The organism is Streptomyces sp. AB3(2024), assembly GCF_041862025.1.
Taxonomy (GTDB): domain Bacteria; phylum Actinomycetota; class Actinomycetes; order Streptomycetales; family Streptomycetaceae; genus Streptomyces.
This window is the reverse complement of sequence record NZ_JBGWAB010000026.1, coordinates 58600-75347: the sequence shown is the minus strand read 5'-3', so window position 1 is coordinate 75347 and position 16748 is coordinate 58600. Positions and strand designations below refer to the sequence as shown.

Sequence of the window (16748 nt, the reverse complement as noted above, 5' to 3'; positions counted from 1 at the left end):
AAAAAAACAAAAAAACAAAATTTTCCCCACCCCCCCGCTATGCCTATTTTTAATTTTTTGTTTAGCATAACATATTATTTGGGCAAATTGTAGAGGGGCCCGGGCGACGGCGGGGCCCCTTCTCCCAAATGCCACGCGTGGCGCGCGTGTTGCTACAGCTCGGACGCGGGGTCCTCGCTCGCGGCCTTGCCCGCGTACGTCTCGGCGAGCAGCTGCTCCTCGCTCGCACCGAGGCGCCAGTAGCCGGTGAACCGCACCGCGCGCCGGTCGACGGAACGTTCCTGCACCAGGTGGCGGCGTACCGCGCGGATGGTGCCGGCCTCGCCCGCGATCCAGGCGTACGGGGCCTCGGCGGCGGGCAGCGCGCTCGCCCGCACCCGCTCCACCACCTCTTCGGTCCGCTCCCGGCCGGCGCCCTTCTCGCGCACGATCCAGGTGACGTCCGCGTCCGCCGGGGTCGCCAGGGCGATCCGGTCGTCCTCGTGCGGGACCTCGAACCACGCCTTCACCCTGGTTCCGGCGGGGAGCCGGTCCAGGATCGCCGCGGCGGCCGGCAGGGCCGTCTCGTCCGCGTACATCAGCACCGCGTCGGTGCCCGCCGGCGGCTGGAAGCGCACGGACTTGTTCTCCGCGACGGCCGGGCCGATGGCCATGATCCGGCGGCCGGTCACCGCCCCGCCGGCCCAGCGGGAGGCCGGGGAGGAGTCCCCGTGCAGGACGAAGTCGATGTCGACCTCGTCCGCCCCGCCGGGCGTGCGCCGCTGCTCGCGCACGGTGTACGAGCGCATCACGGGCCGCTCCTCCTCCGGCATCCCCCGCCACTCGGCGAACCAGGTGTCCTCGGCGGTGGAGGGGAGTTCGGTGTGCTCCCGGTGCGCGGGCGGCAGGAAGAGCGAGAGGCTCTGGTCGAAGCCCCCCGACCGGAAGCCGGCGAGGGACTCCCCGCCGAAGGTGACGCGCAGGAACGAGTGGCCGAGGCGCCGCGTGCGCAGGACTTCGAGCGTGAAGAAGCCGAAGTGCGCGGCGGATTCGGTGGCGGTCATGCGGAGGATCCCCCCTGGGATGTGCGCCGGAGCGGCGGTGGTCAGCTGGCCTTCTTGGCGTTCTGGACGGTCTTGGCGAGGTCTTCCAGGATCTGCGCGCACTTCTCGTACGAGTAGATCGGCTCCGTCACGCGCGGGGCGATCTGGCCGGCCTTGACGGCGGGCAGCGCGGCCCAGGTGGGCTTCTCCTTCGTCAGCTGCTCGTTCTGCAGGGTGCCGGTGCGGTTGTCGAGCAGGACGACGTCGGCCTTGTACTTGCCGGCGTTCTCCCAGCTGAGGCTCTCGAAGAAGACGCTGCCCTTGTCGAGGTTGTCCGGGGTCACGAACTCCACGCCGAGGGACTCGAAGTACTTCAGGTCGGCCGAGGTCTTCGGGGTGGAGACGTAGAGGTGGTCCGGGTCGCCGGAGCCGACGAGCACCTTGATGCCCGGGTTGGCCTTGGTGGCCTCGCGGACCTTGGCGGCGGCGGCCTCGAAGCGGGCCTTGGCGTCGACGGTCTTCTGGTTCTTCGGGTCGGCGCCGAGGGACTGGGCGAGCTCCGCCGTGCGGGCGAGGGCCTTGTCCATCGAGGCGTCGCTGCCCGTGGCGATCGCGGCGGCCGGGGCCAGCTTCAGGATCTTGTCCTTGGAGGCCTCGGGGACGTACCAGTACGAGCCGTCCCAGGTGTTGGTCACCAGCACGTCGGGCCGCAGGGCCGCGTACTTCTCGACGTTGAACTCGTCGTAGACGTTGCCGAGGATCTCGACCTTGGAGATGTCCATGGAGCCGGCCTGCGGGTCGGGCTTGCCGTCGGCGAGCTTGGTCGGGCCGAACACGCCCTTGACCTGGACGCCGTAGTCGTAGAGGGCGGCGGCCGTGCCGGTGAAGGCGACGATGTTCTTCGGCGTGGACTTGGTGCTGACGTCCTTGCCGAGGTCGTCCTTGAACGTCCAGGGGCCGGAAGCGGCCGCGGAGGCCCCGCCCTTGTCGCCCGCGCCGTCCTTCGCCGTGCCGGTGTTGCCGCCGCAGGCGCTGAGCGCCGCGACGAGGCCGAGGGCGCCGCCCGCCGCGACGAGTCCGCGACGGGAGAGGAAGGAGGTTCCGGGCTTGGGCATGTCGATGTCCGCTTTCGTACGCGCAGGGGCGGCCACCGGGGGTGTGGACCGCTCGGGGGAAGGTTAGCCTAACCTTGGCCGAAAACAGTAAGGGGACCCTAATTTTCTCGGGTCCCCTTGCCGCTCCCCGCGCGTCGCGGGGGTCCGTCAGCCGCCGAAGCCCAGCTCACGGGCGATGAGCATGCGCTGCACCTCGCTCGTGCCTTCGCCGATTTCCAGGATCTTGGAGTCCCGCCACATGCGGGCCACGGGGTACTCGTTCATGAAGCCGTAGCCACCGTGGATCTGCGTGGCGTCACGGGCGTTGTCCACGGCCACGGTCGAGGAGTACAGCTTCGCGATCGCCGCCTCCTTCTTGAACGGCTCCCCGGCCACCAGGCGGGAGGCCGCGTCGCGCCAGCCGATGCGGGCCATGTGCGCGCGCATCTCCATGTCCGCCAGCTTGAACTGGATGGCCTGGTTGTCGCCGATCGCCTTGCCGAAGGCGTGTCGTTCCTTCGCATACTTGACCGACTCGTCCACGCAGCCCTGCGCGAGGCCCGTGGCGAGCGCCGAGATGGCGATGCGCCCCTCGTCCAGGATCCGCAGGAACTGGGCGTAGCCGCGGCCCTCGTCGCCGACCAGGTTGGCCAGCGGGACGCGGACGCCGTCGAAGGACAGCTCGCGGGTGTCCGAGGAGTTCCAGCCGACCTTGGAGTAGGGCGCGGCGACCGTGAACCCGGGGGTGCCCGACGGGACGATGATCGAGGAGATCTCCGGACGGCCGTCGGCCTTGCGTCCGGTCACGGCGGTGACGGTGACCAGACCGGTGATGTCCGTACCGGAGTTGGTGATGAAGCACTTCGAGCCGTTGATGACCCACTCGTCGCCGTCCTTGACGGCGGTGGTGCGGGTGCCGCCGGCGTCGCTGCCCGCGCCGGGCTCGGTCAGGCCGAACGCGCCCAGGACCTCCCCGGAGCACATCTTCGGCAGCCACTGCCGCTTCTGCTCCTCGGAGCCGAAGAGGTAGAGCGGCATGGCGCCCAGCGAGACGCCCGCCTCCAGGGTGATGGCGACCGAGGAGTCGACACGGGCCAGCTCCTCCAGGGCGATGCCGAGGGCGAGGTAGTCGCCGCCCATGCCGCCGTACTCCTCCGGGAAGGGCAGGCCGAACAGGCCCATGCGGCCCATCTCGCGGACGATCTCGTACGGGAACTCGTGGCGCTCGTACAGGTCGCCGATCTTCGGGGCGATGACGTCGTGGGCGAACGCCTCGACGGTGCGGCGGAGTTCCTCGTGCTCGGGGGTGAGCCGGTGGTCGAGGGCCATGATCTTCGTTACTCCTTGTGGGAGAGGGCGCGGACGGTACGGGAGGGGCTGGGACGGCCCAGCTGTTCGGCCATCCACACGCTCGTGGCGGTGAGGGCGGCCAGGTCGACCCCGGTCTCGATGCCGAGGCCGTCGAGCATCCACACCAGGTCCTCGGTGGCGAGGTTGCCGGTGGCGCTCTTCGCGTACGGGCAGCCGCCGAGGCCGCCCGCGGAGGCGTCGACGGTGGTCACCCCGTGCTGGAGCGCGGCGAGGGTGTTGGACAGCGCCTGGCCGTAGGTGTCGTGGAAGTGCACGCCGATCCGGTCGGTCGGTACGCCCTCCTCGTTGAGCTCGCTGAGGAGGGTCTGGACATGACCGGGGGTGGCGACGCCGATGGTGTCGCCGAGGCTGAGCTCGTTGCAGCCGAGGTCGAGCAGGGCCTTGGCCACCCGGACCACCTGGTGGACCGGGACCGGGCCCTCCCAGGGGTCGCCGAAGCACATGGAGAGGTAGCCGCGCACGTGCGCCCCGCCCTCCTTGGCGCGGGCCACGACGGGCTCGAACATGGCGAGGGACTCGGCGACGGTCCGGTTCAGATTGCGGGAGGCGAAGGTCTCGGTGGCCGAGCCGAACACGGCGATGCGGTCCGCGCCGAGCGCCAGGGCGCGGTCGAGGCCGCGCTCGTTGGGGACGAGGACCGGCAGCTGCACCCCGGTCAGGTCCCGCAGCTGCGGGAACAGCTCCTCGGCGTCCGCCAGCTGGGGCACCCACTTGGGGTGCACGAAGCTGGTCGCCTCGACGGTCGTCAGACCGGCGGCGGCGAGGCGGTGGACGAACTCGGCCTTGACGGCGGTGGGTACGGCCGTCTTCTCGTTCTGGAGGCCGTCGCGGGCGCCGACCTCGTGGATGCGGACCCGGGCCGGGAGCCCGGGGGCCGGGACGGTCATGGGCAGTCCGTTCACCGGTCCCCCTCCTCTTCCTCGTCCGGGGTGACGACGGCCAGGACCTGGTCCATGGCGACGGTGGTGCCCGGGGTGACGTCGAGTTCGGTGACGGTGCCGGCGTGCGGGGCGGAGATGACGTGCTCCATCTTCATCGCCTCGACGACCAGCAGGCTCTGGCCCGCCGCCACCTTGTCCCCGACGGCCACCTTGACGACGGTGACGGTGCCGGGCATCGGCGCGGCGAGGGTGTCGGCGCCGGTCCGGCCGGCCCCGCCGAGCAGGGCGGCGACGGGGTCGTGCCGCTGCACGTGCCAGGCGTCGCCGTCACGGCCCAGCCAGGTCCCCTCCGGGGAGGCGGCGTGGCTGAACCGGTGTGTGACGCCGTCCAGTTCGACGGTGACGAGGTCGCCGGTGCGGGCCACGATCCGGCCCGCGGCGGAGGCGGCGGGGCCGTCGCCGTCCGGGGCGAGCAGCAGCTCCGTACCGGGGCCGGACGGGCGGGTGCGGACCTCCACCGGGTCCCGGCCGGGGAGGCGGAAGTGGTGCACCGTCCAGGCCGGGGTCCCGCCCAGGCGCCAGCCGTCGGCGGCGTCGAACGGGTCGGCCCAGCCCTGCGGCCGGGCGGGCCTGGCCGCCGCGAGCAGCGCGGCCGCCGCGTACACCTCGGCCGGGACCCCTTCCGGGAGCAGGGCCTGGAGATCGCGTTCGACCAGACCCGTGTCCAGGTCCCCGCTGACCACGTCCGGGTGGGCCAGGAGCCTGCGCAGGAAGCCGGTGTTGGTCTGGACGCCCAGGATCACGGTGTCGGCCAGGGCCGCCCGCAGGGACCGCAGGGCCGAGGCCCGGTCGGGTCCGTACGCGATGACCTTCGACAGCATCGGGTCGTAGGTGGAGCCGGTGTCCACGCCGGCCGTCAGCCCGGAGTCGGTGCGCACCGCCCCGCCCTGCGGCTCCGACAGGGCCAGGACCGTACCGCCGGACGGCAGGAAGCCGCGGGCCGGGTCCTCGGCGCAGACGCGGGCCTCGATGGCGTGGCCGGTCAGCCGCACGTCCTGCTGCCCGAATCCCAGGGGAGCCCCCGCGGCCACCCGCAGCTGCTGTTCCACCAGGTCCAGGCCCGTGATCAGCTCGGTCACCGGGTGCTCGACCTGGAGGCGGGTGTTCATCTCCATGAAGTAGTACGAGGACGGGTCCCCGCCCGGCACGATGAACTCCACGGTGCCCGCGCCGACGTACCCGCAACTGCGGGCCGCCTCCACGGCCGCCGCGCCCATCGCCGCGCGGACCTCCTCGTCGAGCAGGACCGAGGGGGCCTCCTCGATGACCTTCTGGTGGCGCCGCTGGAGGGAGCACTCGCGCTCGCCGAGGTGGACCACGTTGCCGTGCGCGTCGGCCAGCACCTGGATCTCGATGTGCCGGGGCCGGTCGACCCACCGCTCCACGAGCAGGGTGTCGTCGCCGAAGGAGGACTTCGCCTCGCGGCGGGCGGCGGCGATCTCCTCGGCCAGCACGGCCGCGTCGCGGACCAGCCGCATGCCCTTGCCGCCGCCGCCCGCGGAGGGCTTCAGCAGGACCGGCATGCCGATGGCCTCGGCCGCGGAGACCAGCTCGGCGTCGGTGAGGCCGCTTCCGGAGGAGCCGGGGACCACGGGCACGCCCGCCGCCTTCACCGTCTCCTTGGCCCGGATCTTGTCGCCCATCAGCGAGATGGCGTTCGCGGGCGGGCCGATGAAGGCCAGCCCGGCGTCGGCGCAGGCCCGTGCGAAGCCGGCGTTCTCCGCGAGGAAGCCGTAGCCGGGGTGGACGGCCTCGGCGCCGGTGCGGCGGGCGGCGTCCAGGAGCCGCTCCACCGACAGGTAGCTCTCGGCGGCGGCCGCCGGGCCGATCCGGACGGCCGTGTCGGCCTCCCGTACGTGCCGGGCGTCCGCGTCGGCGTCGCTGAAGACGGCCACGGAGCGGATGCCGAGCTGCCGCAGCGTGCGGATGACCCGTACCGCGATCTCGCCCCGGTTCGCGACCAGAACAGTGCTGAACATCGAAGAGGTCCTCACGTCACATCACGTCACATACGGAAGATGCCGAAAGCGGGGTCGCCCAGCGGGGCGTTCGCGCACGCGGTCAGGGCCAGTCCCAGCACCTGCCGGGTCTCCATCGGGTCGATGACCCCGTCGTCCCACAGCCGCGCGGTGGCGTAGTAGGCGTTGCCCTGTTCCTCGTACTGGGCGCGGACCGGGGCCTTGAAGGCCTCTTCGTCCTCGGCGGGCCACTCCTGGCCGGCGCCCTCGATCTGGTCGCGCTTGACGGTGGCCAGGACGGAGGCGGCCTGCTCCCCGCCCATCACGGAGATCTTGGCGTTGGGCCACATCCACAGGAAGCGGGGGCTGTAGGCCCGTCCGCACATCGAGTAGTTGCCCGCGCCGTAGCTGCCGCCGACGACCACCGTGAGCTTGGGGACCCGGGCGCAGGCCACGGCCGTGACCATCTTGGCGCCGTGCTTGGCGATGCCGCCCGCCTCGTAGTCCCGGCCGACCATGAAGCCGGAGATGTTCTGGAGGAAGAGGAGGGGGATGCCGCGCTGGTCGCACAGCTCGATGAAGTGGGCGCCCTTCTGCGCGGACTCGGAGAAGAGGATGCCGTTGTTGGCGATGATCCCGACCGGGTGTCCGTGGATCCGGGCGAAGCCGGTGACCAGGGTCTGGCCGAACTCGGACTTGAACTCCTGGAAGCGGGAGCCGTCGACGATCCGGGAGATGACCTCGCGGGCGTCGTAGGGGGTCCGGGAGTCGACGGGGACCGCGCCGTAGAGCCCGGACGGGTCGACCTTGGGCTCCTCGGGCACCTCGACCGACCAGGGCAGGGCTCCGCGGTCGGGCAGGGTCGCCACGATGTTCCGTACGATCCGCAGCGCGTGCGCGTCGTCCTCGGCGAGGTGGTCGGTCACTCCCGAGACGCGGGAGTGGACCTCGCCGCCGCCCAGCTCCTCGGCCGTGACGACCTCGCCGGTGGCGGCCTTCACCAGCGGCGGGCCGCCGAGGAAGATCGTGCCCTGGCCGCGCACGATGACGGCCTCGTCGCTCATCGCGGGGACGTACGCGCCGCCCGCCGTGCAGGAGCCGAGGACGGCGGCGATCTGCGGGATGCCGGCCCCCGACATGCGGGCCTGGTTGTAGAAGATGCGGCCGAAGTGCTCGCGGTCGGGGAAGACCTCGTCCTGCATGGGCAGGAAGGCGCCGCCGGAGTCGACCAGGTAGAGGCAGGGGAGACGATTCTCCAGAGCCACTTCCTGGGCCCGCAGGTGCTTCTTGACGGTCATCGGGTAGTACGTGCCGCCCTTGACGGTGGCGTCGTTGGCGACGATCACGCACTCGCGGCCGCTGACCCGGCCGATGCCCGCGATCACGCCCGCGGCCGGCGCCGCGCCCCCGTACATCCCCTCGGCGGCCAGCGGGGCCAGCTCCAGGAAGGGGGACCCGGGGTCCAGGAGGGCGTCCACGCGGTCGCGGGGAAGCAGCTTCCCGCGGGCGGTGTGGCGGGCGCGGGCCTTCTCCCCGCCGCCGAGCCGGGCCGCGTCGAGCCGGGAGCGCAGGCCCTCGGCGAGCTCGCGGTGGGCGGCCTCATTGGTCCGCCAGGCCTCGGACGCCGGGTCCGCGGCGCTCGTCAGCACTGGTGCCTGCTGCATCGGTCGAGCTCCCTTGCTCGGTGCACGCTTTGTTAATGACCGTTAACGCGTATGCGCCCAGGTTAACGAGCGCTAACGGCCCTGTCTAGAATGGATTCCCATGAGCACCAGAGCCGCCGCCCCCACCCGTCGCGAGCAGATCCTCCGTGAGGCCGCTCGGCTCTTCGCGGAGCGCGGGTTCCACGGCGTGGGAGTGGACGAGATAGGGGCCGCGGTCGGCATCAGCGGCCCCGGTCTGTACCGCCACTTCGCCGGCAAGGACGCCATGCTGGCCGAGCTGCTGGTGGGCATCAGCGAGCGGCTGCTGACGGGCGGGCGGCGGCGGGTCGAGGAGGCCGGCGGGAACCCGCGCGAGGTGCTGACCTCCCTCGTCGAGGGCCACATCGACTTCGCGCTGGACGACCGGGCGCTGATCACCCTCCACGACCGGGAGCTGGACCGGCTGCGCGAGGCGGACCGCAAGCTGGTGCGCCAGCTCCAGCGCCAGTACGTGGAGCTGTGGGTGGCCGTCGTGCGCGAGCTGCACCCCCAGGTCGGCGAGACGGAGGTACGGGTCTGCGTGCACGCGGTCTTCGGACTGCTGAACTCCACCCCGCATCTGGCGGTCCTCGGCCGGGACGCGACCGAGTCGCTGCTGCGCAGGCTCGCCGACGGCGCCTTCGGGGCGCTGTCGGGGTGAGGCGGACGCTGCGGCGGCCGGGCGGAACGGACGACTCCGGCCCGGCGGCGGCAGAATGGGCCGCATGCCGATAGAGACGCCCGTACCCAGCCGCGCCGAACTCGTCGAACACCTCGTCCGTACGCGGATCGCGGGGGAGGTGGCCACCCCGCGCGAGAACAACCTGAGCCACTACCGCAAGCTCGCCAACGGCGACCGCCACTACTGGCTGGGCCTGGAGCTCGGCGACCGCTGGACGGACGAACAGGACGTCCTGGCCGTCATGGCGGAGCGGTGCGGGGTCGTCGACGACCCCGAGCACCGGTACGGCCAGGACACCATCGACCCGGAGCTGACGGTCGCGGGCCTGGACCGGCTGGCCGCCCGGCTGCGCAAGGCCGCGTCCGACCGCCAGCGCGTGCTGCTGGCCACCGGGCACCCGGGCGGGCTGCTCGACGTCCACCGCGCCACCGCCGACGCCCTGCGCGCCGCGGGCTGCGAGATCGTCCGGATCCCGCAGGGGCTGACCGCCGACGAGGGGTCGGTGTGGCAGTTCGCGGACATCGCCGTGCTGGAGCGCGGGGCCACGCTGTGGCACACCCACTCCCCGGCGCCGATGGCCGCGATCCTGGACGGCCTCGCGGCGGAGGGCCGCCCCCAGCCGGACCTGGTCGTCGCCGACCACGGCTGGGCGGGCTGCGCCGCGCAGCGCGGGCTCGACGCCGTCGGGTACGCGGACTGCAACGACCCGGCGCTCTTCCTCGCCGAGGCGGAGGGCACCCTCCAGGTGGCGGTCCCGCTGGACGACCACGTCCGCGACCCCCGCTACTACGACCCGATGGCCGCCTACCTCCTCGCGACGGCGGGCCTCACCGCCTGACCCCGCCGCCCGGCCGGTCAGGGGCCGTCCGGGCCGGCCGGGCCCGTCCGGCCCGCAGGCGGCGCCGGCGCCGGTCCGGTCGCGGGTCCGGCCGTCGGCCCGGACGCCGGCCGGGGCGTCGGGTCCAGGTAGACGCGGCGGATCGCCGGGAAGCGCTCGCGGAGCTGGTCCTCGGCGTCCTCGCAGGCCGCCTCCACCTGACGGGCCGACGCCAGGTCGTGAAAGTCGATCTTCGCGGCGATCAGCACCTCGTCGGGGCCCTGCACCAGGGTCGTCAGCTCCAGCACCCCCTCGATGTGCGGCACCGTCAGCAGCTCCTCGCGGACCTCCGCCCGCATCCCGGCGGGCAGCGGGCGCCCGATCAGGTACTGCGCGTTCGAGCGCCCCAGCTCCCAGGCCACCGCCACCAGCAGGGCGCCGATCAGCAGCGAGGCCACGCCGTCGTACGCCCCGGACCCCGTCAGCTGTGCCCCCAGCAGGCCGCCCGCCGCCAGTACGAGCCCGATCAGCGCGGCCACGTTCTCCAGCAGGACGGCCTTCACCGCCGTGTCCGGGGTGTGCTTCACGTACAGGCCCAGCGGCACCCGCATCCGCTGCGCCTCACCCGTCATCTGCCGCCGGGCCACCAGCAGCGAGTAGCCCTCCAGCAGGAAGGCGACGGCGAGGATGACGTACGAGACCGTCGGATCGCCCGGCTGCTCCCCGTGGACCAGGGTGTGGACGCCGTCGTAGAACGCGAAGACCGCGCCGCCGACGAAGGTCGCGACCGAGGCGAGCAGCGCCCATACGTAGCGCTCGGGCCCGTACCCCAGCGGATGCGCCTCGTCGGCAGGCCGGGCGCTGCGCTTGAGGGCGGTCAGCAGCAGCAGCTCCGTCACCGTGTCGGCCACCGAGTGCGCGGCTTCGGAGAACATCGCGCTGGACCCGCTGACGACCCCGCCGACCGCCTTGGCCACCGCGATCCCGAGGTTGGTGACGGTGGCGACGACGACGGTGCCGACGCTCTCGGATTTTTCGGACATGTGGTGACGTTATGTCCGCGGCGCGGGCCCGGTGGTCAATGACACCCGCCCCGCGAGACCGTCAGGCCCGCGGTACGCGGACGACGCCCTCCTGGATGACGGTCACCGCGAGGCGCCCGTCCTGGGTCCAGATGCGGGCCTGGCCCAGGCCCCGGCCGGCCGCGGCCGAGGGGGACTCCTGGTCGTACAGGAGCCACTCGTCGGCGCGGAAGGGCCGGTGGAACCACATGGCGTGGTCCAGCGAGGCGCCGACCACGTCGCCGACCGCCCAGCCGCCCCGGCCGTGCGCGAGCAGCACCGAGTCCAGCAGGGTCATGTCGGAGACGTACGTGGCCAGGCAGGTGTGCAGGAGCGGATCGGCCCCCTCCAGCTTTCCGGCCGTACGGAACCACACCTGGGAGCGGGGCTCGACCGGCTCGCCGACGCTGCCCCACGGCGGGGTCGTCGCGTACCGCAGGTCCACGGCGGCCCGCGCGTCGATCAGCCGCTCCACCGTGCCCGGGTCCCGGAAGGTCTCCCGGTACGCGGGCAGGGACTCCTCGGCGGTCGGCAGGGTCTCCGGATCCGGGGCGGAGGGCATGACGGCCTGGTGGTCGAGGCCCTCCTCGTACGTCTGGAACGACGCCGAGAGGTGGAAGATCGGCTGCCCGTGCTGGACGGCGACGACCCGGCGCGTGGTGAAGGAGCGCCCGTCGCGGATCCGGTCCACGGAGTAGACGATGGGCGCGCCGGGGTCCCCGGCGCGCAGGAAGTACGAGTGCAGCGAGTGCGCCGTGCGGTCCTCGGGGACGGTGCGCCCGGCCGCGACCAGCGCCTGGGCCGCGACCTGACCGCCGAAGACGCGCGGTACCAGCGCCGAACGGCTGGTACCGCGGAAGATGTTCTCCTCGATCCGCTCCAGGTCGAGCAGATCGAGGAGCGTCGTCAGTGCCTCGTTCATGGGGGAAGGGTAAGGACCCTACAGACCCATCGACTTGGCGATGATCGACTTCATGACCTCGCTGGTGCCGCCGTAGATGCGGTTCACGCGGTTGTCGGCGTACAGGCGGGCGATCGGGTACTCGTTCATGTAGCCGTAGCCGCCGTGCAGCTGGAGGCACTTGTCGATGACGCGGTGCGCGACCTCGGTGCAGAACAGCTTCGCGGAGGCGGCCTCGGCGGCGGTCAGCTCGCCGGCGTCCAGGGCCTCCAGGGCGCGGTCGGCGACCGCCTCGGCGGCGTCCACCTCGGCCTGGCAGGAGGCCAGTTCGAACTTGGTGTTCTGGAAGTGCGCGACCGGCTTGCCGAAGACGGTGCGGTCGGTCACGTACTGCTGGGCGAACCGGACGGCGGCCTTGGCCTGCGCGTACGCGCCGAAGGCGATGCCCCAGCGCTCGGAGGGCAGGTTCGCTCCGAGGTAGTAGAAGCCCTTGTTCTCCTCGCCGAGCAGGTCCTCGACCGGCACCTTCACGTCGACGAACGCCAGCTCGGCGGTGTCGGAGGTGCGCAGGCCCAGCTTGTCCAGCTTGCGGCCGATGGAGTAGCCCTCGGACTTGGTGTCCACGGCGAAGAGGGAGATGCCGAAGCGGCGGTCCTGCTCGCCCGGGGCGGAGGTGCGGGCGCAGACGATCACGCGGTCGGCGTGGACGCCACCGGTGATGAAGGTCTTGGAGCCGTTGAGGACGTAGTGCGTGCCGTCCTCGGAGAGCTTGGCGGTGGTCTTCATGCCCGCGACGTCGGAGCCGGTGCCCGGCTCGGTCATCGCGAGGGCCCACATCTCCTCGCCGGAGACGAACTTCGGCAGGTAGCGCTTCTTCTGCTCGTCGCCGGCGAGCATCTTGATGTAGGGCAGGGCGAGCAGTACGTGCACGCCGGAGCCGCCGAAGTTCACGCCGGCGCGCGAGGTCTCCTCGTACAGGACGGCCTCGAACTTGTGGGTGTCCAGGCCCGCGCCGCCGAACTCCTCGGGGACGTTGATCCCGAAGACGCCCAGCTCGCCGAGCTTGTAGTAGAAGTCGCGCGGGGCCTGGCCGGCCTGGAACCACTCGTCGTAGACGGGGACGACCTCGGCCTCGATGAAGGCGCGGATGGTCTCGCGGAACGCCTCGTGGTCCTCGTCGAAAACGGTACGGCGCACAGCCGGCCCCTCTCTGCGGCTGAACCGCCGCCCGCTTCGCGGGGGTGGTCGTGCGCCGTCGTGGTTGCTCGAATGATTGCTTATGCCTAAGCGCTTGCTCAGATTAAGTTACCGGCGGGTTGTTCTCCCTGTCCAGAGTGAGGAGCAGCACGCTGCCGCCGCGAGGGGGCGCGGCGGACGGGCCGGGCGGGTGCGTTCAGTGCGCGGCGGGGCCCAGGTGCTCGGCCAGCACCTGGTGGGTGAGGTGGATCCCGGCGCGCAGCACGGCGTCGCGCGCACCGGGGTGCGCGGCCCGGTGCGCGGCTTCGAGCTCCCGGGCCCGGCGCAGTCGGTCCGCGCCGGACCCGCCCCGCAGGGCCTCGTCCAGCGCCCGGCCGGTCGCCTCGATCAGCGGGGCCATGGCGCGCGCCGACGCGTCGTCGGCGGCGGGCCGGGTCTCCACCTCCCGGGTGAGGAACTGCAGGGCCGGGGCCGTCCGCGCCGCCAGCCGCAGGCGCGGCCGCAGCGGGCCCGCCGCCCCGGCCGCGTCCCGCCGGGGCGGCAGCAGCAGCACCCGCCCGGCCGTGCGCTCCAGCGCGGCGGACAGTTCGTACGGGCGGTGCCACAGGGCGAAGGCGGCCACGGGGGCGGCGGCGGGAAGCCCGGCCGGAGCGGGCGCGGCGGCGCGGGCGGCGGTCCGCGCGAGGCGGTCGGCGAGGCCGGTGCGGTACTCCTCCAGGCCGCGCGCCGTCTCCCGGTACGGGTCCGGCGGCCAGAGCAGCGGGCCGAGGAGCGCCACGACGGCGATGCCGACCGCGCTCTCCACCAGCCGGGCCAGCGGGTACCCGGGCACCGGCGTGGAGTAGATCACCAGGGCGGTGATGAGCACCTGCTGGTTGGGGGAGCCCCGGCGGCCCAGCAGGTACATCCCGGCGCAGGCGCACACCAGGAGCACCGGGAACGACAGCGGGCCCGTCGGCAGCCAGTGCAGGACCGCCACGCTCAGCAGTACCCCGACGGCCACCCCGACCAGGCGCTCCAGGGCCAGCCGGGGCGCCGCGAACACGTCCCCGCGCAGGATCAGTACGGCGGGCAGCGCGGCCGCCACCGGGGCCGTGCTCGTACCGAGCCACACGCACGCGTACCAGGGGAGGGCGGCGCACACGAGCAGCCGGGCGGCCGGCGCGAGACGCCCGCCGCGGCCGTGACCGCCGCCGCGCGCCGGTCCGGACATGCGGAACATGTCGAGCATGCCGGACATCGTAGGGCGGGGTGACGCCGGGACGGCCCGACATCCGACGGACCGGGCGGGAGCCCGGCGACAGCGCGGCCGGGCGGCCGGGCGGGGCCGCCGGTGCGGCGATCGGCCGTGACCGTCAGGGCCGGACATCGTAGGGCGGGGTGGTCGGGGGCTTCGGGCCGGGCTCGTGCCGCAGGGCGAACCACAGTTCCATCCGGGTGTCGGGGTCGTCCGGGTCGACACCCAGCAGCCCGGCGGCGCGGGCGACGCGCTGGCGGACGGTGTTGCGGTGGACGCCGAGGGCGGCGGCGGTGCGGTCCCAGCTGCCGTGGTGGGCCAGCCAGGCGCGCAGGGTGTCCCGCAGCGCGGGGGAGAGGGGGCCGAGCAGGGCCTCCGCGTGCGCCCGCGCCTCCGCCTCGCCGACCAGGCCCGCGAGGCCGGGTTCGGTGTGCCGGGCCAGCGGGGTCCGGGCCGCCTCCGCGCGCTCCAGCGCCCGGCGCGCCTGGGCCCCGGCCGTGCCCAGCCCGGCGGGCGCGCGGGGGGCGCTCACCCCGAGCCGCCAGCCGGGCTGGGGGGCGGGCTCCCGGTCGGTCAGCAGCCGTACGCCGTCCCCGCGCGGGTCCAGCAGTACGGTGCCCAGCGCGGCGGCCAGCGCCCGCGGATCCCCGCCGCCCCGGGCGTGCACGGCGTACCAGGGCCCGGGGGAGAGCGCCCCGGCCGGATCGCCGTCCAGCAGGAGCCGGGTCAGGGAAGCGGCCTCGTCCCCCGCCGGGCGCCCCGCGGTGAGCAGGGTCAGCAGCACGGCGGCGACGGAGGCGATGGTGTGGTCGCCCGGGGCGCGGGACGGGGTGGCGAGGGCGAGCACCCGGCCGCCGCCCACGGCGTACGCCGCCAGGTGCGTGCCGCCCAGGGTGTCGGTGGCCGTCGCGACACCCCCGGCCGCCACCCGGACCGCCAGCCCCGCCAACGCCTCCCGCACCCCTTCCCCGGGCCCCACCCCGGCTTCGGCCTCGGCCGCCCCCGCCCCCGTGTCGTCGCGGGTGCCCGCGGTCGCGGGCAGCGGCGGGGTCAGCAGTGCCGCCCAGCCGTTCAGGCTGGCCGCCAGGCGGGACAGGACCGCCGCCACCGGGTGGGGGCGGGCGGCGGCCGACGCCAGGGACTGCTGCGCGTCGGTCACCCGGCGCAGCTCCCGGGTCCGGGCCTCGGCCATCAGCCGCCAGACCGCCCGGCCGACCGCCGTGAAGGGGGTGCCCGGAGGGACCTCCACCAGCGGCAGCCCGTACCGCTCGCAGGCCTCCACGAGGGCCGGCGGCACCGTCTCGTGCACCGGGGTGACCCCGAACCCGACCGCGCCCACGCCGGCCCGGACCAGCCGGGCCACGTACTCCGCGGGATCCGCGGAAGCCGCGCCCCCCGGAGCCCCCGGAGCCCCCGGAGCCCCCGGACCCCCGTCCCCGGGAGCCACCCCCGTGCCCGCCTCCCCCGTGCCCGGGGTGGCCGCGCCCGCGAGCCCCGCCCCGGCCGTCAGGAGGAGCTCGCCGCCCAGCAGGTAGGGCGACGGGTCGGCCATCTCCGAGGCGTGCACCCCGTGCACGTCCGCGCCGGCGGGCCCCGCGAGGAGCCGCAGCCCCAGCTCCCGGTCGGCGGTCAGGGCGGCCAGCGGAACCGGCGGGGTGAGCGGGGCCTCCATGGCTACTCCGTACATATCGGTGCCGAACAGTGGATGAAACGTACACTTCGCGCCCCGTCGACGCCCGCTTACGCTCGAAGGACCGCACCCGCAGGACCACCAGAAGGGCACCCCCCCATGAGCACGCAGCCGCGCGGCCCCGTCGACTCCTCCCGCATCCCGCGCTACGCGGGCCCGGCGACCTTCGCCCGGCTGCCCCGCCTCGACGAGGTCGGCTCCGCCGACGTCGCCGTCGTCGGCGTGCCCTTCGACTCCGGTGTCTCCTACCGCCCCGGCGCCCGCTTCGGCGGCAACGCCATCCGCGAGGCCTCCCGCCTGCTGCGCCCGTACAACCCGGCCCAGGACGCCTCCCCCTTCGCCCTCGCGCAGGTCGCGGACGCCGGTGACATCGCCGCGAACCCCTTCAACATCAACGAGGCCGTCGAGACGATCGAGGCCGCCGCCGACGAGCTGATCGGCAACGGCTCCCGCCTGATGACCCTCGGCGGCGACCACACCATCGCCCTCCCGCTGCTGCGCTCCGTCGCGAAGAAGCACGGCCCGGTCGCCCTGCTCCACTTCGACGCCCACCTGGACACCTGGGACACCTACTTCGGCGCCGAGTACACGCACGGCACCCCGTTCCGCCGCGCCGTCGAGGAGGGCATCCTCGACACCGAGGCGCTGTCCCACGTCGGCACCCGCGGCCCGCTGTACGGCAAGCAGGACCTGGACGACGACGCCAAGATGGGCTTCGGCATCGTCACCTCGGCCGACGTCTACCGCCGCGGCGCCGACGAGGTCGCCGACCAGCTGCGCCAGCGCATCGGCGACCGCCCCCTCTACATCTCCATCGACATCGACGTGCTCGACCCGGCCCACGCGCCCGGCACCGGCACCCCCGAGGCGGGCGGCATGACCTCCCGCGAGCTCCTGGAGATCATCCGGGGCCTGTCCTCCTGCAACCTCGTTTCCGCCGACGTCGTCGAGGTCGCCCCGGCGTACGATCACGCGGAGATCACCTCGGTCGCGGCCTCGCACACCGCGTACGAGCTCACCACGATCATGAGCCGTCAGATCGCTGCCTCCCGGCAGGATCGCTAAGCATCAAGCGGCGGCGAAGGCGAAGGGCGA

The 16748-nt window shown here is 73.5% G+C and carries 14 protein-coding genes; 3 read left to right on the top strand and 11 right to left on the bottom strand.

All coding sequences use genetic code 11. The features are described 5' to 3' along the window. Positions 1-152: 152 nt before the first annotated feature. From ACEPPI_RS14085 to ACEPPI_RS14060, 6 genes are all read right to left on the bottom strand, one after another. Positions 153-1043, bottom strand: coding sequence for a siderophore-interacting protein (locus tag ACEPPI_RS14085; protein ID WP_373915568.1), 891 nt, complete (start codon positions 1041-1043; stop codon positions 153-155). A 41-nt stretch (positions 1044-1084) separates the two neighbouring features. After that, positions 1085-2137 (bottom strand): ABC transporter substrate-binding protein, encoded by a 1053-nt coding sequence (locus ACEPPI_RS14080; protein WP_373915567.1) that lies wholly within the window; start codon positions 2135-2137, stop codon positions 1085-1087. Positions 2138-2284: 147 nt separating this feature from the next. After that, entirely contained in the window at positions 2285-3445 is a 1161-nt protein-coding gene (locus ACEPPI_RS14075; protein ID WP_373915566.1) for an acyl-CoA dehydrogenase family protein, read from the bottom strand. Between the two features lie 8 nt (positions 3446-3453). Beyond that, complete coding sequence (locus ACEPPI_RS14070) at positions 3454-4374, bottom strand: hydroxymethylglutaryl-CoA lyase (RefSeq protein ID WP_373915571.1); 921 nt, start codon at positions 4372-4374, stop codon at positions 3454-3456. Between the two features lie 11 nt (positions 4375-4385). Then, a complete protein-coding gene (locus tag ACEPPI_RS14065; protein ID WP_373915565.1) occupies positions 4386-6407 on the bottom strand; it encodes a biotin carboxylase N-terminal domain-containing protein in 2022 nt (673 codons plus the stop codon). A 26-nt stretch (positions 6408-6433) separates the two neighbouring features. Further along, a complete protein-coding gene (locus ACEPPI_RS14060) occupies positions 6434-8050 on the bottom strand; it encodes a carboxyl transferase domain-containing protein (protein WP_373915564.1) in 1617 nt (538 codons plus the stop codon). Between the two features lie 100 nt (positions 8051-8150). Between ACEPPI_RS14060 and ACEPPI_RS14055 the strand changes: the two genes are divergently transcribed. After that, a complete protein-coding gene (locus tag ACEPPI_RS14055) occupies positions 8151-8729 on the top strand; it encodes a TetR/AcrR family transcriptional regulator (protein WP_266839146.1) in 579 nt (192 codons plus the stop codon). 55 nt (positions 8730-8784) lie between these two features. Further along, positions 8785-9588: a phosphatase gene (locus ACEPPI_RS14050; RefSeq protein WP_373915563.1), complete on the top strand. Its 804-nt coding sequence runs from the start codon at positions 8785-8787 to the stop codon at positions 9586-9588. 17 nt (positions 9589-9605) lie between these two features. Here ACEPPI_RS14050 and ACEPPI_RS14045 read toward each other — a convergent pair whose 3' ends face one another. The 5 genes from ACEPPI_RS14045 to ACEPPI_RS14025 form a co-directional block, all read right to left on the bottom strand. After that, a complete protein-coding gene (locus ACEPPI_RS14045) occupies positions 9606-10610 on the bottom strand; it encodes a cation diffusion facilitator family transporter (protein WP_373915562.1) in 1005 nt (334 codons plus the stop codon). Between the two features lie 61 nt (positions 10611-10671). Further along, on the bottom strand, positions 10672-11550 hold the full coding sequence (locus ACEPPI_RS14040; RefSeq protein WP_280915151.1) for an acyl-CoA thioesterase II: 879 nt from the start codon (positions 11548-11550) through the stop codon (positions 10672-10674). 18 nt (positions 11551-11568) lie between these two features. Then, complete coding sequence (locus ACEPPI_RS14035) at positions 11569-12726, bottom strand: acyl-CoA dehydrogenase family protein (RefSeq protein WP_373915561.1); 1158 nt, start codon at positions 12724-12726, stop codon at positions 11569-11571. Between the two features lie 196 nt (positions 12727-12922). Further along, entirely contained in the window at positions 12923-13957 is a 1035-nt protein-coding gene (locus ACEPPI_RS14030; protein WP_373915560.1) for an FUSC family protein, read from the bottom strand. A gap of 124 nt (positions 13958-14081) precedes the next feature. Beyond that, positions 14082-15635, bottom strand: a complete 1554-nt coding sequence (locus ACEPPI_RS14025; protein ID WP_373915559.1) for a helix-turn-helix domain-containing protein — start codon at positions 15633-15635, stop codon at positions 14082-14084. Positions 15636-15752: 117 nt separating this feature from the next. Between ACEPPI_RS14025 and speB the strand changes: the two genes are divergently transcribed. Then, on the top strand, positions 15753-16718 hold the full coding sequence (gene speB / locus ACEPPI_RS14020) for an agmatinase (protein ID WP_373915558.1): 966 nt from the start codon (positions 15753-15755) through the stop codon (positions 16716-16718). Positions 16719-16748: the final 30 nt, after the last annotated feature.